At 63.1% G+C, this 19,853-nt stretch carries 19 protein-coding genes; 8 read left to right on the plus strand and 11 right to left on the minus strand.

The window, feature by feature from the left end:
• Window positions 1–194 precede the first annotated feature (194 nt).
• Together PVZ78_RS26310 and PVZ78_RS26315 are read right to left on the minus strand one after the other, a co-directional pair.
• Window positions 195–467, minus strand: a complete 273-nt coding sequence (locus PVZ78_RS26310; RefSeq protein ID WP_009048626.1) for a DUF4242 domain-containing protein — start codon at window positions 465–467, stop codon at window positions 195–197.
• Window positions 468–528: 61 nt separating this feature from the next.
• The gene (locus PVZ78_RS26315) at window positions 529–810 is read right to left on the minus strand and encodes a DUF3303 domain-containing protein (RefSeq protein WP_016704577.1); all 282 of its coding nucleotides are present in this window, start codon (window positions 808–810) and stop codon (window positions 529–531) included.
• 349 nt (window positions 811–1,159) lie between these two features.
• Between PVZ78_RS26315 and PVZ78_RS26320 the strand changes: the two genes are divergently transcribed.
• Window positions 1,160–4,696: a hypothetical protein gene (locus tag PVZ78_RS26320; RefSeq protein WP_124301458.1), complete on the plus strand. Its 3,537-nt coding sequence runs from the start codon at window positions 1,160–1,162 to the stop codon at window positions 4,694–4,696.
• Between the two features lie 192 nt (window positions 4,697–4,888).
• Complete coding sequence (locus PVZ78_RS26325; protein ID WP_273829534.1) at window positions 4,889–5,374, plus strand: adenosine-specific kinase; 486 nt, start codon at window positions 4,889–4,891, stop codon at window positions 5,372–5,374.
• Window positions 5,375–5,390: 16 nt separating this feature from the next.
• On the opposite strand, the gene PVZ78_RS26330 is transcribed toward PVZ78_RS26325, so the two are convergent.
• Window positions 5,391–5,582, minus strand: a complete 192-nt coding sequence (locus PVZ78_RS26330) for a hypothetical protein (protein WP_009048622.1) — start codon at window positions 5,580–5,582, stop codon at window positions 5,391–5,393.
• A gap of 103 nt (window positions 5,583–5,685) precedes the next feature.
• Entirely contained in the window at window positions 5,686–6,231 is a 546-nt protein-coding gene (thpR, locus tag PVZ78_RS26335; RefSeq protein ID WP_009048621.1) for an RNA 2',3'-cyclic phosphodiesterase, read from the minus strand.
• Between the two features lie 216 nt (window positions 6,232–6,447).
• On the opposite strand from thpR, the gene PVZ78_RS26340 reads away from it, so the two are divergent.
• Entirely contained in the window at window positions 6,448–7,560 is a 1,113-nt protein-coding gene (locus tag PVZ78_RS26340; RefSeq protein WP_273829535.1) for an endonuclease/exonuclease/phosphatase family protein, read from the plus strand.
• A gap of 45 nt (window positions 7,561–7,605) precedes the next feature.
• On the opposite strand, the gene PVZ78_RS26345 is transcribed toward PVZ78_RS26340, so the two are convergent.
• A complete protein-coding gene (locus PVZ78_RS26345) occupies window positions 7,606–8,304 on the minus strand; it encodes an alpha/beta hydrolase (RefSeq protein ID WP_009048619.1) in 699 nt (232 codons plus the stop codon).
• A gap of 171 nt (window positions 8,305–8,475) precedes the next feature.
• Here PVZ78_RS26345 and PVZ78_RS26350 point away from each other — a divergent pair, with 171 nt between their 5' ends.
• The gene (locus PVZ78_RS26350; protein WP_273829536.1) at window positions 8,476–9,417 is read left to right on the plus strand and encodes a helix-turn-helix transcriptional regulator; all 942 of its coding nucleotides are present in this window, start codon (window positions 8,476–8,478) and stop codon (window positions 9,415–9,417) included.
• 32 nt (window positions 9,418–9,449) lie between these two features.
• Here the strand turns inward: PVZ78_RS26350 and PVZ78_RS26355 are convergent, their stop codons facing one another.
• On the minus strand, window positions 9,450–10,652 hold the full coding sequence (locus tag PVZ78_RS26355; RefSeq protein ID WP_038631949.1) for a PrpF domain-containing protein: 1,203 nt from the start codon (window positions 10,650–10,652) through the stop codon (window positions 9,450–9,452).
• A gap of 233 nt (window positions 10,653–10,885) precedes the next feature.
• Here PVZ78_RS26355 and PVZ78_RS26360 point away from each other — a divergent pair, with 233 nt between their 5' ends.
• From PVZ78_RS26360 to PVZ78_RS26375, 4 genes are all read left to right on the plus strand, one after another.
• Window positions 10,886–11,239, plus strand: a complete 354-nt coding sequence (locus PVZ78_RS26360) for a DUF3302 domain-containing protein (protein WP_016704572.1) — start codon at window positions 10,886–10,888, stop codon at window positions 11,237–11,239.
• A 3-nt stretch (window positions 11,240–11,242) separates the two neighbouring features.
• The gene (locus PVZ78_RS26365) at window positions 11,243–12,202 is read left to right on the plus strand and encodes an HlyD family secretion protein (RefSeq protein WP_009048615.1); all 960 of its coding nucleotides are present in this window, start codon (window positions 11,243–11,245) and stop codon (window positions 12,200–12,202) included.
• Window positions 12,203–12,354: 152 nt separating this feature from the next.
• Window positions 12,355–12,837 (plus strand): GNAT family N-acetyltransferase, encoded by a 483-nt coding sequence (locus tag PVZ78_RS26370; protein ID WP_273829537.1) that lies wholly within the window; start codon window positions 12,355–12,357, stop codon window positions 12,835–12,837.
• A gap of 160 nt (window positions 12,838–12,997) precedes the next feature.
• Entirely contained in the window at window positions 12,998–13,609 is a 612-nt protein-coding gene (locus PVZ78_RS26375; RefSeq protein ID WP_273829538.1) for a LysE family translocator, read from the plus strand.
• A 91-nt stretch (window positions 13,610–13,700) separates the two neighbouring features.
• Here PVZ78_RS26375 and PVZ78_RS26380 read toward each other — a convergent pair whose 3' ends face one another.
• The 5 genes from PVZ78_RS26380 to PVZ78_RS26400 all read right to left on the minus strand — a co-directional run bounded on the left by PVZ78_RS26380 (window position 13,701) and on the right by PVZ78_RS26400 (window position 19,851).
• Window positions 13,701–14,174, minus strand: a complete 474-nt coding sequence (locus PVZ78_RS26380; protein ID WP_241191515.1) for a GNAT family N-acetyltransferase — start codon at window positions 14,172–14,174, stop codon at window positions 13,701–13,703.
• Window positions 14,175–14,477: 303 nt separating this feature from the next.
• Complete coding sequence (locus PVZ78_RS26385; RefSeq protein ID WP_038631947.1) at window positions 14,478–14,990, minus strand: hypothetical protein; 513 nt, start codon at window positions 14,988–14,990, stop codon at window positions 14,478–14,480.
• Between the two features lie 878 nt (window positions 14,991–15,868).
• A complete protein-coding gene (locus tag PVZ78_RS26390; RefSeq protein WP_273829539.1) occupies window positions 15,869–16,489 on the minus strand; it encodes a LysE family translocator in 621 nt (206 codons plus the stop codon).
• Window positions 16,490–16,606: 117 nt separating this feature from the next.
• Complete coding sequence (locus PVZ78_RS26395; RefSeq protein WP_273829540.1) at window positions 16,607–18,859, minus strand: xanthine dehydrogenase family protein molybdopterin-binding subunit; 2,253 nt, start codon at window positions 18,857–18,859, stop codon at window positions 16,607–16,609.
• Window positions 18,856–19,851, minus strand: a complete 996-nt coding sequence (locus tag PVZ78_RS26400) for an FAD binding domain-containing protein (protein ID WP_273829541.1) — start codon at window positions 19,849–19,851, stop codon at window positions 18,856–18,858. The genes PVZ78_RS26395 and PVZ78_RS26400 overlap by 4 nt, the downstream gene beginning before the upstream one ends.
• Window positions 19,852–19,853: the final 2 nt, after the last annotated feature.

The raw sequence follows: 19,853 nt of genomic DNA on the forward strand, positions 1-19,853 counted from the left end.
CGGCCGCCAACCGGCCGTCGACTGTGCAGCATAGCCGAGCCTGTGCCTGGCAAGACGCCTCGCAACGCTAACGCGGCACGCCGCGCCGATGAAAAAGGCCGCCCCGAGGGCGGCCTTGTTTTCCGGCCAGCGGCATCACCCCGCCCTGGGGCAAGGGTATGCCGAGCCAGGCGCGCGCCTGTCACCGCAAGGCACTACTCCGCTGTCGTCGGATCGATGATCGAGGTCACCCGCGATACCCGGTCCGCCGGAAAGCCGCCTTGCCGGGCATGCTCCCGGATGAGCTCCTCGCCTGGCGCGATATAGACGCAGTAGATTTTGTCGCCGGTGACGTAGCTGTGCAGCCACTGCACCTGCGGCCCCAGTTCATCGAGCACCTTGCAGGACTTTTGCGCGATTCCTTGCAGATCCTGCGCCGACAGCGCTCCAGCGCCCGGGAAATCGCGTTCAATCACAAATTTAGGCATGACAACCTCCAGTTCTGTCCCGCTCTTGCTGAAGCAACAGCTTCAGGCCGATCGCCAATGGCTATTGCTTGCCGATCACCGCCGCCAGCAACGGCGCGGCCTGTTCATCGGTCAGCGCCGGGTGCACGTCCATCCTGAGCAGGTCGCTCCACTCCAGCACCCATTTCTGCATCAGCGTGAGATCGTCGGTCTGTGCGATACCAAACCCCGTCATGCCACCGACGGCATGCCAGCGCCCCAGCATGCTCACCCCTGCGGGTGGCGCCCCACCCGTCTTGAGAAATCGCTCGATCGCACTGTTACGACGTTCGGGGCTGATTGACCAACTGACAATGAATAACATCTGCCACCTCCTGCGAAACGGGCGCCCGTTGTTCGTTGCGTGCGCCAGGCAGGCACCGTGACCACAGCCACGCATCGGTATCGCCCCGCCTCTCGGCCGGCCCGAAACCATTGCCCCCTAGGGAAGGCATAGCAGCCTTGCGCGGTCGGCGCATGACCGCCGATCCTGTTCCCGCCCCTAGCGTGAAGCCACTGGTCAGCGGCGCAACCGTTCGCGCTCCCCAGGCCGTTTGAAAGCACGCTCGACTGGCCTCGTTGCAGCGTCGGGAGCCCGGTAGATAAAGCCTGATCCGGGGGCTATACCTATGCATAGCGGTCGGCCCTACACCCAAGGAAAGGGGGAAAAGACCATGGACAACAGCAATGGCTCGGGTAACAACCTCGTCCTCTGGTTACCGGGTAGCGCCCTTATCCTCAGCCTGGTGGTCTCGACCTTCGCCCTCACCCGCGAGCCTTTCCTCGAGCCACGCCCCATCGGCGCCCAATTCCAGGCGCAATCACCGATAGAAGCGCGCCTGTGGCAAGACCCGTTCGATGCGCTCGAGCGTTATCGCAAAAAGTTCAAGGACGGTAACAAGGCCGCGGGGACTGACTTTGAGTGCAGCCCCAAGCTTGCTGTCAGCAAGCCATTGGTACTGGACGCCCAACCGCAGCAACAACCGCCAGAGCCTCCCCAACTCATGGTGGCGCTGGTCGAAGGCGGACCCTATGCCGATGAAGTGGAACTGCGCCGGCGCATTCGCCATGCAATCCTGGCGGGCTTTAAAAACTCCCGCATGGTGCCCGAGGACGAGCAGCACATCCGCTGCCTGGCTCTTGCGGACGACCTGTCAGACACGCTGCAAGCCGATGCGCAAGGAACGTCGAAGCGCGCGGAAATCCCCTATGAAACCTTTATCGCCAATCCATTCGACCCGCCTACAGACATGCAGGGCAGACAGCGCCCATCCGCCCAGACCATACTGCTCTGGGTAAAGCAGGAGCATCTGGGTTCAGACCCGCTACAGCGACTCGAAGTATTGCGTCGAACCCTGAAGAATAAGATTCATTCGGCTTGCGCCTCCCAACAAGACTGCCCGGAGCCGACACTGCTGAAGGTCATCGGCCCCTCCACCTCGAAAGTCTTGCTCGATATGTATCGGGACGAAGCCAACGGCCATGCCAAGACCGATATCGAGATTTACTCTCCCCTGGCCACCGCTGATTACGAAACATTGATGCATGCCCTGGGCAAGCCCTCGCCCGGCGAAGGCGCCTCCCAACAGCAAACACCAGCGACGCCTGAACCCATGAAACTGCTGCGCACCGTCAGCCACGACGGCACCCTGACGCGCCTGCTGCTGGACGAACTGAAGCTGCGCCATGTGAATCCAGTCGAGGGTGTGCAATGCAGAAAAGGGGCAACGCAGCTGGTCGGAACCCATTGCGATACTGGAGGCCGGCAGCACTCCAATCGCATTGCGCTGGTCTCCGAGTGGGACAGTTTCTACAGCCGCGCACTGATTGAGAGTTTCAAATCGCAGGTAGCCAAGGATATCGACGGCAAAGACCAGGCGGCCGTCAATGACTGGGTACTGCGCTTCAGTTATCTGCGAGGCATAGACGGGCGCCTGCCAGAGGAAGCCGCAAGCGCCAACAAAACGCCCGGCACCGATGACAATAAGAACAGCAAGGACAAGAACGTCCTGGACCTGAGCCCGCTGGAGAAGTCCGACGGCAATTCCCAGCTCGATTACCTGCGCCGCCTCGCCGACCACATCGCCCGCGAGGACGAAGCCTATCGCCGTAACGGCACCAGCGGCATCGGCGCCATCGGGGTGCTGGGGGCCGATACCTACGACAAGCTGCTGGTATTGCAGGCCCTCAAGGGCCGGATGCCGAACAAGGTGTTTTTCTCGACCAACCTCGATGCGCGCATGCTCCAGCGCGGCCAGGCCCAGACCACCCGCAACCTGGTCCTGGCGGCGCCCTACGGGCTCACGCTGACGCGTGCTCTGCAACAGGATGTGCCGCCGTTCCGCGACAGTTTGCAAAGTGCCGTGTTCATCGCGGTTCTGGCGGCGCAGGCACCACAGCCCTACGAGGCCAAGCGGGCGAAGTTCGACTACTCCACATCGGAGCTGCTTTCGCCGGGAATCTATGAAGTGGGTATCAGCGGCTTCATTCCCCTGCCTAGAAAGCTGAGCGCAGAACGTCCCAAGGACTGCGCCGCCCCCGGCCAGCCCCAATCATCGACGCACGACATCATGGCGCTGCGCTGTCTGCAGGATCCGTCGCCCCCTCCTTATCCCGAACTCTCCCAGTCGGTACGCGACAAGCTCGATGAACGACAGTCGTTTTTCTGGGCCGGGCCGCTTACGTTCATCCTGCTGGTAATGGTGACGCTCCTTGGCTGGTGGTGGACCTATGTGCAATCCAGCGACGACGAACTGCCAGCCTGGGTGCGCAGTATCCCGCTGACGCTGTATGTGGTGTCCGGACTGTCGGCATGGCTCGCCATGCAGTTCTGGCGCGTGGAGTTCATGTGGACCGCCTTCGTGCTGATCCTGCTGGCTGTCATCTGCTCAGGGCTTATCCATCGTTCTCAACGCCAACCGTCGCTCCCCGCACAGGCCCCTGCCCCTGCAAGCAGTGGTTTGTTCGACGCCTCGCCGTGGTACGTCGTGGTGCCGATCGCGGTATTCGTCCTGGCCCTGCTGTGGATGTACCAGATCCGCCGTGCATTGACGGATGACGGACTGGGCGAGCCGATGTTCCTGTTCGAGGGCATCAGTGCCTGGCCCACCGTGGCCCTGCGCCTGCTCGCCGTGGTCATCTCGATCACGGCGCTGGCCTGGGGTTGGCGCACCCTGCGCATCAACCGTGTCGAGATCGAAAAGGCCTACCACCTGGATAGATACATGAGCAGGCTGCGAATGAGCCTGTGGGGGCAGCTGCTGCGCCTGGTTAACCGAGAAAGGGGCACGACGCCACATAGGTGGCGAGCCGCCCTGGGGCGTTGCCTGTTCCTGATCCTATTCCCGCTCTTAGTCAACGAGCGCGACTGGCACACGCCTAAGAGACTGACGACCACGATCCACTCATATGTTGCCGACAAGCGCAGGATCATTTTCGTCACGAGCTTCTGGAGAGAACACTGCGTGGCTGGCACCTTCGGCGCCCGAATGCTGCGCGCCCTCCTCGCCACCTGGGTATTCGTCGTAGTCACCAGCGCGCTCTTCGTGCTCTGGCCAATGGAAGGCGCGCCCACTCGGGGCGAATCGCCGATCTGGATGTGGAACTGGCTGCTGCCAACCCTGGCCTTCCAGCTGCTGGTGTTCTGGGTGGTGGATGCCAACCTCCTGCTGACACGGTTCATCCGCAACCTGAGCACGCATTACGCGATCTGGCCAAAAGCGTTGCGCAAGGAGCACTGGAGGGTTTTCGGCATGCCTCTGCACCCCTGCATCGACGACTGGATGGACATGCAACTGATCGCCAAGCGCACGGCGACCGTCAATCGCCTGATCTATGCCCCCACGGTCGTCATGTTGATCCTGATTGCGTCGCGCAACAGTGTGTTCGACAACTGGCCGACACCGCCCAGCCTCATCATTTCCTTCCTGCTGACCACCCTGATCCTGCTCGCGTCCGCGTTGTCGCTGCGCCGTGCCGCAGAAAAGGCGCGTGGCGCAGCGTTACAGCGTCTGGATAACTACCGGCTGGAAACACCCGAGGACGCACCGATCTACAAGAAGCTCGAACTGATCCGCGCACGCATCGTTGCCCTCAATACCGGGGCTTTCTCAAGTTACGCGCAAGAACCGCTGGTGCGCGCCCTGCTGCTGTCGCTGACCGGTGTGGGCGGCTCGCTGATTGTCGATGCCTTGAATTACGCGAAGTTCTAGGTACCGAGGGCCGGGGACGAACGGGCCGATCAGCCGTTGACGGCCATCGTTCAGACCGGCAGCAGCCAATGAATGGCTATGCTTGATCTGCTGCTGGAAGCAATCCCGCCGCCGCGCTAACGGGCTGCGTCGGCGTCCCCTTTCCGCCAACGCCCCCTAGCGCCGCGCGACACCGGCAAGGAGCGGTTCGAGATGCAACTGATCAGCGTGAACATCGACAAGCCGGAAGCCACCAACTTCATTTTCGGCCAGACCCACTTCATCAAGTCCGTCGAGGACATCCACGAAGCCCTGGTCGGCGCCGTGCCGAACATCGCCTTTGGCCTGGCCTTTTGCGAAGCCTCCGGCCAATGCCTGGTGCGCTGGTCCGGCAGCGATCCGACAATGATCGCGCTGGCGCAAAAAAACGCCCAGGCGATCGGTGCCGGCCATAGCTTTATCGTGTTTCTCGGCGACGGTTTTTATCCGTTGAACGTGCTCAACACCCTGAAGATGGTGCCTGAGGTGTGCCGCATCTTCTGCGCGACCGCCAACCCGACCCAGGTGATTCTCGCCGAAACGGCACAGGGCCGGGCGGTGCTGGGGGTGGTGGATGGCTTCTGCGCCAAGGGCCTGGAAGGCGACGACGACATCCTGTGGCGCAAGAACCTGCTGCGGCAGATCGGCTACAAGCAGTAAGCGCTGCGCCCACAGGCTACTCGGACGGCGTGGTCCGGCAACTCTTGCGCTGACGGATTTCCTGCTCCGAAGGACGCTCCTTGACGAACTCGAAGCGCGGCTCGCCCTCGCTGTAGGTGACCAGCCAGCCCCACTCCAGCTCGGACTCATCCTGGCCCGGTTTCGGCGGCGCGGCCCACCAGGGCTCTTTGCTGACGATCTGGCGCATGTCCTCCTCCCATTGATTCGGCCTCATCAACTATAACGTTCAGGCCTTGAGGCACGCGGATTTCGGCTGATCGGTGAGCCTGTCGACAGGGCTGCCCCGACCGTCAGCGCGCCAGCGCCCATTCGGCCAGTGGCCGGTAACGGCCTTTATGCGACTCGAACAGGGCGAAGTGCCGGGCACTCAGGTGAAAGTCCGCAGGGGTCTGGGACTCGGGCACCGGCGCCCGATAGTCGCGCATCAAGGTCAAGTGCGGACGAAACTCCCGCGGCGAATCGACCAGCCCCAGTGGCAGCAGCGCTTCCTGCAAGGCATACACCAGCTGGCGCAACTCCAGCGGCGCCTGTGTCGGCGCCAGCAACAAGACCCCGGCCCGGCGCCAGACCTCCAGGCGGTCGAGCGGGACGTCCAGCGGCTCGCCACAGGTGCGCACGCTCGCCGCCGCGGCGCAGATCCGCGGAATCTGCGCCACCGCGACCGAGCCCAGGAACATCAGGGTCAAATGAAAGTTTTCCGCCGCCACCGGCCGGCCGCTCCTGAGGCCCAGCGCGCCGCGCCACTGGGCGATGGCCCGGCGTTGGGCGACGGTGCAGGGCAAGGCGAAGAACAGCCGCTTGAACGGCTCGCCCTGCTCGCGGGACTCATCATTCATGCCCTGTCCTCCGGTTCGGTTCGGACGAAGTGCTGTCTGTCAGGCCGTTCCCCCACCGGCCCTCTGCGACTCGCCCACCGGGAATCTCAGGCCGGTTTAGCCCTTTCTTGAGTTCAGCATAAAGAAGGCAACAAGACGCCACGCCTGTCGGCATTCGGTCATTTTTATCGGTTGTAATGCTCATTGACGTCCGCCCCTTTTCACAGGAAGAGCACGATGAGACTCGCGTCCTACAACGTTGAAAACCTGTTCAACCGCGCCAAGGCCATGAACCTGGAAGGCTGGGCCGAGGGCAAGCCTGTGCTGGAGCGTTTCGCCCGGCTCAACCAGTTGCTGGGCGAGCCCATCTACACGGACCAGGACAAGGCGCAGATGGTCAAGCTGCTGACCGAGCTGGGGCTGAGCAAGTCGGACCAGGGCCCCTTCGTGATCCTGCGGCAGAACCGCGGCAGCCTGGTCAAGCGGCCCAAGGCCGGCGGCCTGGAGATTGTCGCCAATGGGCGCACCGAGTGGGTCGGCTCGCTGGAGCTGATCGACGCCCCGGTGGACCTGGAAGCCATGCGCAATACCGCGCGGGTGATGATCGATCTGCAAGCCGATGTGCTGGCGGTGGTCGAGGCGGAAAGCCGCCCGGCCCTGCGCGACTTCAATACGGAGATCATCGGTGCCCTGGGCGGCCCGTTGTTCCGGCATGTGATGCTGATCGACGGCAACGATACGCGGGGCATCGACGTCGGCCTGATGACCGCCGAGGGCTACCCCATCGGCCAGCTGCGCAGCCATGTCGACGACAGCGCGGCCAACGGCGAGCTGGTCTTTTCCCGCGATTGCGCGCAGTTCCAGATCCCGCTATCTGACGGCAAGCAGCTGATCGTGCTGGTCAATCACCTCAAGAGCAAAGGCTTCGGCAGCCTCGCGGCTTCGGCGAAAAAGCGTCTGGCCCAGGCCGAGCGAATCAAGCTTATCTACCAGGCGCTGGTGGCCCAGGGCGAGACCTATATCGCGGTGGTCGGCGACTTCAACGACACCCCGGACAGCGCGCCGCTGGAGCCTTTGCTCAAGGGCACCGACCTCAAGGATGCCTTTGTCCATCCGGCCTTCGACGACGGCGGTTACCCCGGCACCTTCGACACCTGCAAGGCGGCGAACAAGATCGACTACCTGCTGCTGTCGCCCGCGCTGTTCGCCACCGTCACCGCCGGCGGCGTATGGCGCAAGGGCATGTGGCCGGGCAGCAAGCCCAAGCGCTGGGAGGTCTACCCGCAGCTGGACAAGAAGGAAAACGCCGGTTCGGATCACGCGGCGGTGTGGGTCGACCTGGACCTGTGAGCCGAACCGGCCCCGCTCCTGAGCGGGGCCTGAAGCACGGCCTTGTCAGCCCTGGACGCTGGCGCTGGCGGCCTCGTGGATAAAGGCCGCGACCTCCGCCGCCCGCGAGGCCAGCGAGGCATGGGAGCTGGCCAGGGTCAGGGTCTTTTGGGGGTTGAGCCGGGCGGCCATCAGTTGCTGGTTGCGCGGATGGATCATGCGGTCGTCGCTGGAGATCTGGTACCAGGACGGCTTGTTCTTCCAGGCCGGCGCGCTGATGGTGTCGCCGAAGGTGCTGGCCAGCGGCGCCTTCTGGGTCACCGCCATGACCAGCGCTTCGTCGGCGCCCAGGTCCTGGCAGAAGCTCTCATGGAAGGCCTGCGGCTTGAGCCACAGGTAGCCATCGCTGTCGGGCTCGAGGTTGGCCGCCGCCGCGGGCAGGTGCTGCTGGGTGATCGAGCCCGGGCTTTCCCCAGCATCCGGGGCGAAGGCGGCGATATACACCAGCCCGACCACGTTGGGCTGGTCGCCCACCTCGGTAATCACCGCGCCGCCGTAGGAATGCCCCACCAGCAACACCGGGCCATCGACCTGGGCAATCATCTTGCGGGTGCGCTCGACGTCATCGGCCAGCGACGTCAAGGGCATTTCCACCGCGCGGATCGCGCTGTAGCCCTTGCGCGAAAGCTCGATGATCACCTTGCTCCAATGGGCCGCATCGCCCCAAAAACCATGCACCAACACAATCGTAGGCTGACCACTCATGACCTTGAATCCTCTGTCTGGATAAAGACCGCTCGCCGCTGGCGGCGGTACTGCCGGGCCCAGGGCATTGCGGGGCAGGTCGCTCGTCAAGTGACAGGCAGGAGACGCCCTCCCCCGTGCTGGCTTATGCTCGGGCACGCTCATTATCGAAGGGGACGGTGCCGACCGACCATGACCGAAAAGCCGAAGACTGTGCAGAGACACCTGACCCCGGCCGCCTCGCCATCCGACCTCAGGCACCCGGCCGCCGATGTGTTTTTCGAAGTGTTCAGCCTGGCGCGGATGCGTGGCGAGCTGCTGGGCGAGACGCTGCTGCAACCCGGCCAGCTGTTGCAGCAAGCGGCGGGCGGCGCCTGTTTCCATGTGATCCAGGACGCTGGCTGCCAGCTCAGGCTCGACGGCAATCACGAAGCCACCCGCCTGGTGCCCGGGGACATCCTGTTCGTGCCCCACGGCCAGGCTCATCAACTGCACAGCGCTGCGGATGCCAGCCCGGACCTGCCGGCGCGCATCACCAGCGGCGTCTTCCGGTTCGAAGGCGGGTGTGGCCAGGCCTTGATCCAGGGCTTGCCCGGGGTGCTGCAAGTCAGTTGCCAGGGCGAGGACCCAAGCGACCTGATCGGCTCCCGTGAATGGCTGTCGCTGACCGTGGCGGCGATGCAGAAGGAAGTGCGCAACCCTTCGATCGGCAGCACCATCATGCTGTCGCGGATCATCGACCTGATGTTTATCTGGGCCGTGCGCCATTGGCTGGCCCATGCCCCGCAAGGGATCAGCGGCTGGATCGCCGCCCTGCGCGACCCACTGGTCGGCCAGGCACTGGCGCTGTTGCACGCCGAGCCGGGCGCGGCGTGGAGCGTCGAGCGCCTGGCCGGCCTGGTCAACCAGTCGCGCTCCAACCTGGCGCAACGTTTCACCCACCTGGTGGGCCAATCGCCGATGCGCTACCTGATGCACTGGCGCATGCAACTGGCCGGTCAGCGCCTGCAGACCTCCAGCCTGCGCATTTCACAGATCGCCGAACAGCTGGGTTATGAATCCGAGGCGGCCTTCAGCCGGGCCTTTCGCCGCGAGTTCGGGGTCGCTCCCAGCGAATACCGCTCACAGGCTTGAGCGGATTTGCTGCCATCTGCGGGATGCGGGGTTCAGCCCCGCCCTTGCAACGCCTCGAACAACGCCGCCGAGGCGTTGTACAGCGGCACCCGGCCCTTGAGCAGGATCTGCGCGCTGCGCCGGTAGGCGGCCGCATCGATGCGCATCGAACCGCCCTCCTCGCGCGCGGTGATCAAGGTGTCCAGCACCCCCGCCGGGTTTTCGATCGACACCGGGTATTCCGCCGTGGTGGCGCTCAAGGGCTTGGGCGTCTTGAGCAGTTCATGGGCCACGGTGCCTGGCACCAGGCAGGCGGCGGCCAGGCAGCAGCCACCGGAGACGGCCAATGAAGGATGGGCATTCTGCGGGGTGAAATAACGGGTGTTGATATCGCCCGCGCCCTGGGCCGGGCTGACGATGCAGATCTTCGGCAGGGTTTCGCTGCGTTGCAGCTCCTCGGCGCTCATCAGGGCGCCGCTGCGGTTGCGCAATTGCATGCGCAGGCCGCCCTGCACCATCAGGCTGATCAGCCGCGCCTTGAATTCGCCATCGGCATCCAGTTGCGCCGGTGTTTCCAGGCCGGTCTTGCCCAGGTCCGCGGCCTGGACGATGACCATCGGCACCGCCACATCGAGGCAGGTGGCGCGCACGCCGTCGAGCAGGTCGATGCGCTGCCCGGTGGGAAACAGCTGGCCGGTCTTGGCCCCCACCGGGTCGCTGAGAAACAGATCGACCCCGGGGAACACCCCGTTGACCCCGGGAATCCGCGTATCGCTCAGCAGCCGACCGTCGCGGAACGCCAGGCGCGCGAGCATGGTGGTCTGGGTATTGCTGTTGAAGATCTCGATCTGCGCGCTGTCCTCGTCCGGGCTCAACCAGCCACGCTCCAGGGCATACAAGGGCAAGGCCGCGGACATGTTGCCGCAGTTGACGCTCCAGTCGATCGCGCTTTTACCCGCCGCCAGCTGCGCCAGGGTGCTGACCAGACGCGACTCGCCAGGCCGCCGCTCGGCAATGAACACCTTGTTGCTGGTGGGCCCGCCACGGCCCAGGCCGGTGATCTGGTTATTGCCCGGCAGGTCGCCGCTCAGCGGCACGCCCATCAGGTGGCGCAGCAGTTCCTCGACCAGCGCCGGGTCCTCGGGCAGGGTTTCGCGAGCCAGGATCAGCCCGGTGGACGTACCACCGCGCGCATGCCAGACCGGAAATTCAAGGATGCCGGCGCGGATTTCGGGAAGGTCCAGTTCAAAAGGCATGATCGGACTCGCAGTGATGGACGACAGGCAAGGATCATAAACCGCTGCCCGCGCGAGCGCAGCTTTCCAGGTTCAGGGCTGCGCGCGCGCCCTGGAAGGCAGCCCGGCAGATGAACGAACTTGAACTAGTATGGATTGCAAGGCCCGCGCCATCGAGCTGTCCCATGGCCGAGGCTGACCAAGGTGCTTCATAAGCGGTTGCGTGCGGGCTGAAGGCTTCCGGGAGGCGAATCATGCTCGATCAGATTGCGCTGGGCATGCTTATCTTCGCCGGAATAGTCCTGTTCTACGGAATCATCGTCCTGCACGACATTCCCTACGAAATTGCCGTCCATCGGAACCACCCCCATCAGGACGCGATTCACGCGGCAGGCTGGGTCAGCCTGTTCACGCTCCATGCCCTGTGGCCGTTCCTGTGGATCTGGGCCATGTTGTACCGCGAGGATCGGGGCTGGGGCTTTGCCACCGACAAGGCGCGGATGCAGGGCGAAAAGGCTCTGGCGCAAGAGCTGGCCGAGCTGCGGCAGCGGGTCGAGCGACTGGAAGGACAAGCCCAGGCCGGGTCCCGCCCGGAAGGGAAAATGTGACCCATGGACCTGTTACTGATCCTGACCTACACCGCCATCTGCGTGGCCATCTTCAAGATCTTCCGTATCCCGCTGAACAAATGGACGGTGCCCACCGCCGTGCTGGGCGGCGTGGTGTTGATCGGCGCGCTGATTTTCCTGATGAACTACAACCACCCCTATTCGGAAGTGGCGCGCTCCTACTTCGTCTCGGTGCCGGTGATTCCGGTCGTCACCGGCCGGGTGATCGAGGTGCCGGTCCAGGGCAACACGCCGCTGGAGCCAGGCGACGTGCTGTTTCGCATCGACCCCGAACCTTTCGAGAACCGGCTCAAGTCGCTCAAGGCCCAGCAACTGGCGGCGCGGGGCGACCTGTACCGGATCAACGAGTTGATCAAGCGCAACTTCGGCACCCGCCGCGAGCAGGAAGCCGCGATTGCCCGGGTCGACGACCTGCAGGCTCAGATCGACAACGCCCAGTTCGAGCTGGACAGCACCGTGGTCCGCGCCCCGAGCCGAGGCTTCGTCACCCATGTGTCGCTGCGCCCGGGGATGATGGCGAGCAAGCTGCCGCTGCGCCCGTCGATGGTGTTCATTCCCGACGAGGGCCATTATTTTTCCGCCTGGATGCGCCAGAACAGCCTGCTGCGCCTGGTCCCGGGGGACGAGGCGGAAGTGGCGTTCGACGGTATCCCCGGCAGGGTGTTCAAGGGCCGGGTCAAGAACGTCATCACGGTGATCGGCGAAGGACAGGTACAACCGTCCGGCACCCTGCTGAGCTACACCGGCTCCCCGCCGCCGGGGCGGGTGCCGGTGGTCATCGAAATCACCGACCCGGACTACCTGCCCTACGCCAAACTCATGCCCGGCGGCGCCTATGGCCAGGCGGCGCTCTACAGCCAGCACTTCCACCATGTGGCGATCATGCGCAAGATCCTCCTGCGCATGTCGGCCTGGATGAACTACATCTTTCCGTTCCATTGATGAGATGGGGTCAGGCCTGATATTCGGTGCGTGGCAAGCCCGGCTTGATTTCAGCGGCTTTCGCCTGTTGGCCTCGACAGATAAAGCGGATGGGCCGCTTGTTTCCATTCTCTCTATACTCGCTGCCCAGGATGATAGTCAGAGCGCAAATGATGCCCGCCACACCCGATAAAAAATCCCAGGCCATTTTGGTCCCGGCTCGACAAAGTGACTTGGACAATCTTGTAGCCATTCGAATCGAGGCCATGCGCGAAAGCCTGGAACGGGTTGGGCGATTTGATCCGGTACGCGCGCGCGAACGCTTTCTTAGCGGCTTTGAAGCCCGCAATACACGCTACATCGAGGTATCTGGAGAGAGGGTTGGTTTTGTCGTGGTCAAGCATCAGCCCAATGAACTCTTGCTCGACCACTTGTATGTGAGGCCGAGCGCGCAGGGATCAGGGATAGGCTCTGCTGTTCTCGCTCAGATTTTCAAAGAGGCGGATATCGCTGGGCTCCCTATCAGAGTGGGGGCTCTCAAAGAAAGCGCTTCGAATCGTTTTTATACCCGCCATGGTTTCCAATTCATCGAAAACGGTGAGTTCGACAATTACTATGTTCGCCAGTGTGTTCCGGTGGTTGGCCCAGCTTGCTAGCCGGAACTCATGCACCTCGACATAGTTTTCTACACACTCTGGACTCAACGCGGGAATTCACCACTGCGTGCCTTGGAGAGCAAGCGACCTTACTGTCTTCCCTGCTCACCCAGTGCGAACATACCGTTCGATATACCAAGACAACAGGGAGGCTTCACCCATGAGCGCTACTTCTTCGCTCTGGTTTTTTGTCGTGCCATTCGCGATTGCGGCAGCAATCCCCGGCCCCGCTCAGGGAGCCCTGCTTGGGCAAGTGGTGTCACGTGGCGCGAGGGCTACGCTGCCCTTCATCGCAGGCATGGTGCTGGGCAATGCTGTCTGGCTGGTGGTCGCCACCCTCGGTCTTGCAGCACTGGCACTGCAGTTCGAGCAGGTGTTCATTGCCGTGAAATGGCTCGGTGTTGCCTTTATCCTGTTCATCGCCTGGAACTTGTGGTCGAAGAACACCGAGCACCTTCAAGCCCCTCCAAAGCGCTCGGCAGGCCGGGGTCTGTTTGCAGGCGCTGTGCTGACGCTGAGCAATCCAAAAGCGGTCGTATTTTTCGGTGCAGTGTTGCCTCACGCATTCGATCTGACGGCGCTGTCCTGGCCAGAAGTCATCCTGATTACCGCGCTCGGCATCGGGATCGATCTCACAGTCCAATTGGCGTACCTCGTTACGGCATCACGCATCAAGAACGCCATACGATCTCCGAAGGCAATGCAGCGACTGAACAGAGCCTCAGCTGGGGTAATGACGGGGTGTGCGGGCTGGATGGCCGTTTCGCGCTGATGGCCTCTGCAGCAAGGCTTTGCAAGCCTGCAAAGCCTTCACTCTTCGCCGTTGACCGGCTATGCCAACCATCTGCCCTTCAATGAGCGAGTTACCTGGCATCGGCTAATGACTTCACATGAGTCGCAAAATCATCTTGTATCGGTTGGAACCCGCAGCGCAGGTAAAATGCGGCGCCCTCCGGAGTATCCGTGGATAGGCGCACGACACGAAATCGCTGAGCCGCATAGGCCAAAAGCTGCTGCACCAGAGCCTTACCCACACTCTGCCCCCTTACTGCTCGCGTGACGTATACCCTCCGTAGCCTGCCGATGTCCGGCCCGGCATATGGATCATAGGAAAGACCGCCGATGGCAATCAGATGCCCGTCGCGAAAAGCGCCCAAAAGACATTCACCGGGTTGATCGAATCGATTGGCCCCATTTTTCCAATCCGCAACCAAGCGCGTGAGAAACCTGAAACCTTCTGCAACGGCCTCTGCTTCCAGTTCCAGGATTTCCGGAGCAAGCACTGATATCTGACGTATCGCCAGTTCGCCTGTTGACGTAACCACTCGATATCCCATGTTTGCTTTGGCACCCTGCCTGACTCATCTGTGCGGACAGCACGTCCGGTCTTCAAGATTAACTCTCAGGTGTTTCTTACAAGCTCTGGCCCCAAAGGGGCATCCACGAAAGACAGTAATCAGCCAATGACTGCCGGTTGTATCAGGCAACAGTCGACCCAAAGCGGAAGTAGCTGTATCCCGATAGCAGACGTTGAGAAAGCCTGTCGACTCGGCGGTGGCTAACGTGTCCGTGCTGGTGCCGGATCCTCTGTTTTCGCTAGACATTGAACTCAGTGATTCCGCCTCTTTCAGACAAGCCGCCTAGAGGGGCCAGTGTGCTCGTAGCCTGGCTAGTTCTCGCTCTAATGCACACAACTCTTTGTTGAACGCGGCCAACTCCGCAAGGTTGTATTCAACGCATCGCTGCGCACCGGAGGGAAGTCCAATGACATTGACGATCTTGTGACGGTGCGCCTCGACGCCCCATCGACCGTGTACCATCTCATTGCGCCGCAACCGAGCGGCATGCACACGCTTAATCCAGCGTTCATAGGCCGCACGGTGTTTGGAGCCAGCCGGTAACCTCTCTGCGACTCGGGTCGAAAGCGCTTCGAGCTTCGTATGGATGTTCTGCCCTTCGATCGATTTCGATAAGGTTTCCAAATTTGTGCCGTTGTCCAACCACGCCAAGCAGAGCCCTAAATTCACATCGACGGACGAGAACGCGAAGAGCATCTGTCCGAGTAACGATGCAGCCTCAGCTTGCATCGCCTCTCGACGAGCCATCAGTTGTCCCGCCGTTTCGTCCGGGTCAGGCGTTGAATTAGGTTCCATGGCTTTCTCGCATTTGTAGCCTGGGTGGTACAGAGTTCAGCACATTATTCCGTAGGTCTGCTCCTAGCCGAAAGCAGCCTGTCAGAAAGGCAGCTTTTAACTGTGGATTCAACCCTTTACGGTCGTTCACTGCTGAGGGCTACCTGCCATCGTCCATGAACGACTGGCCCGTTACGCGAACTACGGAGTGGCTAGGTCGAGCAAGTCCAACACCGGCCAGATATACGAATGCAATCGCCCTGACGGCATTACTCACCACTTGTGGGGAGAGTCCATATACGATTTGTTAGCCGCTTTAGAGCCCCCCGAAACCGATAAACCAAGGAAGCATAGCCCCGCCTCTATGCCCTTCATACTCCGATTTCCTTCTAAGCTGCTTTCGGCAATAGAACAAACTGATCGTTGCTGGGATAAATAACAAGTTAAACAACCATTGAAATGCATCTGTTGACTTCAAGATAATCGCGACAAGTAAATTAATTAAAACCAAGCCAGTTATTAAAAAGTTATATCTAATATGTCGGCGTTTGATTAAAGCAAAGCTTTCCCAATCATAAATCAGCCAATCGTGGGAAAATTCGTCGCATTTAGGACACTTATGACTTGGCGGAAGGTTGTCTGCGATATAACCACAGCTAGGGCACCGAAATTTCATGGCGCTATCCACTATTAGGTGACATGCCATGTCGCGATCTTGTCGAGGTAAACGCCAGATCTATAGAGGGAAACGCGACTGGGGTGGCAGCAAGACTGACTACGGTAAAGAGGCTAGCAGGACACCACCTATTTTCCACTAGTCTGCCCACCGACTGCTTCTGGCCGCAAAACAGCCCTTGACTACCGAGTGTCCATAATCTTGGCGCAACCTACCAACCGACTCACACCCGCCGCGCCAACAGCAACACCGAAGCCGCCCCCGACAACAGCACCGCGCAGCAACGGTTGAAGAGTTTCTTGCCCCGCGGCTCGGCGAACCAGCGGCGCATGTGCAGGCCCATGTAGGCGTAGGCGCTGATGGCGATCCATTCCAGGATCAGGAACAGCACGCCGAGCACCAGGAACTGGGCGGACACCGGCGCTTGAGGGTCGACGAACTGCGGCAGGAAGGCGGTGAAGATGAGGATGGCTTTCGGATTGCCAATGGCCACCAAAAACTCCTGCCGGGCCAAGGCCAGCAGGCCCAGTGGCGCGGTCTTTTTCTCGGCCTCGACCTGGGTATCCGCGGTCCACAGCTGATACGCCAGGTACAGCAGGTAGCCAGCGCCGAGAATCTTGATCCCGTGGAACAGCAGTTCCGAGGCTTGCAGCACCACCGCCAGGCCGGCCGCGGCCAGGGCGATCATCACCGCGAAGGCGGCCAGCCGCCCTGCTCCCGCCAGGCAGGAAGCGCGAAAACCATAGGTGGTGGCATTGCGGATCGACAACAGATTGTTCGGCCCTGGCGCCATGTTCAGGGCGAAACAGGCCGGGAGGAAAAGCATCAGGGTGGCAAGGTTCATAGAGGCGTCCGTCGGCTGATGGCTTGAGTTGCGCAGCAACCCACCGGGCTGCCGCAGCCCCACAAGCCTGCCCAATCCAGCGCAGGCCGTCGAGATTTTTGTCGATGCGGGCCGCGCCTACCCTTCCATGGCGGCCAGCCCCGGCAGCAGCTTGTCCAGGGTCAGCGGAAACTCGCGCACGCGGATGCCGGTGGCGTTGTAGACGGCATTGGCCAAGGCCGCCCCGGCGCCGCACACGCCCAGCTCGCCCAGGCCCTTGATGCCCAGGGGGTTGGCCCTGGTGTCGGGTTCTTCGAGAAACACCACGTCCATCGCCGCGATATCGGCATTGACCGGCACCAGGTACTCGGCCAGGTCATGGTTGACGAAATGCCCGTGGCGGGTGTCGAGCAGGGTCTGTTCCATCAGCGCCGCGCCGACGCCCCAGGTCATGCCGCCGAGGATCTGCGAGCGCGCGGTCTTGGGGTTGAGGATGCGCCCGGCGCCGATCACCGCGAGCATGCGCCGCAGGCGGACTTCGCCGGTGTCGATGTCCACCGCGACTTCGGCGAAATGCGCGCCATTGGAAATCTGGGAAAACTGCTTGTAGTCCTCTCCCATCGGCCCGACGCTGCCTTCGGCCTGCAGCCCCGCAGGAGCCACCCGCAGCAGCAGGTCGCTGAGGCGTTCCGAGCGCTCGCCGGTGCTGATACGGCCATCGGCGAAGCGCACCTCTGCCTGGTGGTAAGGCGCGCCGGCGGCCTGGATGATCCGCTGCTTCAAGGCCTGGCAGGCGGCCTCCACCGCCGAGCAGGAACTGGCCGCCCCCCAGGAACCGCCAGAGCCCGAGGTCTGCGGAAAGCGGCTGTCGCCCAGTTGCACCTGCACCGCCGCCATCGGCACCCCCAGGCAGTGGGCGGCGACCTGGGTCAGGATGGTGTAGGTGCCGGTGCCGATATCGGTCATGTCCAGGCGCACCAGCACCCGCCCGGTCGGGCCCAGGCTCACCAGGGCCCTGGACAGCCCCAGGTAGTTGGGCCGGATCGCCGCGGCCATGCCCATGCCGATCAGCTTGCGGCCCTCGCGCACGCTGCCGGGCTTGGGCTGGCGGCGGCTCCAGCCGAAGCGCTCGGCGCCGGTCTGCATGCAGGCCAGCAGATTGCGCGAGGCGAAGGGCACGCCCAACTCGGGGTCCACTTCCGGCTCATTGCGCACCCGCAGTTCGATGGGGTCCAGGCCCAGGCGTTCGGCCAGCTCGTCCATGGCGCTTTCGAAGGCGAGCATGCCCGGCGCCTCGCCCGGCGAGCGCATCCACTCGCCACGATTGAGGTCGACCGGTACCAGGCGATGGCGGGTCAGGCGGTTCGGCGCGGCATACAGCGAACGGGCAAACACCGCGGTCTGCTCGCAAAACTCTTCAAAGCGCGAGGTGCTCGACCAGACGTCATGCCCCAGGGCTGTCAGCTGGCCGCTGCTGTCCGCCGCCAGCCGCACCCGATGCTGCATGGCCGGGCGATAACCGGCGTTGGCGAACATCTGTTGCCGTGTCAGGGCCACCTTCACCGGGCGCTTGAGCACCCGGGCGGCGAGCGCCGCCAGCACCGCGTCGGGATGAATGATCAGCTTGGAGCCGAAGCCGCCGCCGATATAAGGGCTGACGATGCGCACGCGCGCCGGCTCGATGCCCAGGGTATTGGCCAGGCCGCCGCGGAAGTTCGCCAGGGTTTGCGCCGAGGTATAGAGGGTCAGGTCGTCCCCGGACCAGACCGCGATGGACGCATGGGGCTCCATCGACACGTGGCTCTGGTATGGGGTGCTGTAGGTGCTGTCGAGCTTGACCGGCGCATTGGCGAACCCCGATTCGAAATCACCGACGGCGCTGTCGGTCTGAAGACCGGCGTTGGTCCGCGGCGGGATGTAGGCCTGGGCCAGGCGTGAAGCGAGCTCGAAGTCGCCCTGCTCGGGGGTGTAGCTCACGCGAATCAGGCGCGCCGCCGCTCGCGCGGCCTCGAAGGATGCAGCGACCACCAGCGCCACCGGCTCGTCGTAGTAACGCACAGCATCGGTCGCCAACACCGGGCGCGATCGGCTGAACACCTCGGCCGTGGTCGGCGTCACCGCGGGGCCGAATGCCGCCTGGGCCGGCGCGTTGCCATGGGTCATGACATAGAGCACGCCCGGCGTCCGTTCGGCCTCGCGGGTGTCGATCGCGCTGATGCGGCCCCGGGCGATGGTCGCCCCGAGGATGTAGCCATAGGCGGTGTCGCCCATTTCCCGCTGCTCGTAAGCGTAGGTTGCGCGGCCAGTGACTTTCAGCCGGCCGTCGACCCGGTCCAGCGGTTGGCCGATGGGACCGTCGGTGGCGGCTTGGGTGGGTCTTGATGTGCTCATGCCGATGCTCGCTCTTGGGTCGCGCTGGCCAGCATCTGGCGCAGGGTGCGTTTGGCCAGGGGAATCTTGAAATCGTTGCCGCCCTGCCCGCGCGCGTCGGCCAGGGCGATGTCGGCGGCGTGCTGGTAAACCGCCATAGCGGACGGCTGGCCGAGCAACGCCTGCTCCGCCGCCGTGGCCCGCCAGGGTTTGGCAGCGACGCCGCCGAGGGCGATGCGGGCCGTGCGGATCTGCCCCGCGCGAACCTCGACCACCAGCGCCACGGCGACCAGGGCGAAAGCATAGGAAGAGCGATCGCGCACCTTGCGATACAGCTGCCGCCCCGGTGGTGGCGGCGGCAATGTAATAGCCACGATCATCTCGCCATGGGCCAGTTGGGTTTCGACCTCGGGCGTCGCCCCGGGCAGGCGGTACAGCTGATCCAGGGCCAGGGAGCGGCGCTGGCCGCCGGGCAGGACCGTCTCCACCCGCGCCTCCAGGGCGGCCATGGCCACCGCCATGTCCGAGGGATGCACCGCGATGCAGGCTTCGCTGGCGCCGAGAATCGCGTGCATGCGGTTGTGCCCCTGCTGGGCCGAGCAGCCGCTGCCGGGTTCGCGCTTGTTGCAGGCCATGCCCGGGTCGTAGAAGTACGGGCAGCGCGTGCGTTGCAGCAGGTTGCCCGCGGCCGAGGCCTTGTTGCGGATCTGCCCCGAGGCACCGGCCAACAGCGCCTGGGACAGCAACGGGTAGCGCTCGCGGACACGGCTGTCGGCGGCCAGGTCGCTGTTGCGCACCTGGGCGCCGATGCGCAGGCCGCCGTCGGCGCTGTCCTCGATCGTGGCCAGGGGCAAGCGGCTGATATCGACCAGGTGCGTGGGCCGCTCGATGCCCAGCTTCATCAAGTCGATCAGGTTGGTGCCGCCGGCGATAAAACGCGCCTGGGGCTGCGCGGCCATCAGGCTGACGGCCTGCTGTACGTCGTTCGCGCGCGCATAGCTGAAAGGCAGCATGG

This window comes from Pseudomonas sp. SBT1-2 (assembly GCF_028640875.1).
GTDB lineage: Bacteria > Pseudomonadota > Gammaproteobacteria > Pseudomonadales > Pseudomonadaceae > Aquipseudomonas > Aquipseudomonas chlororaphis_I.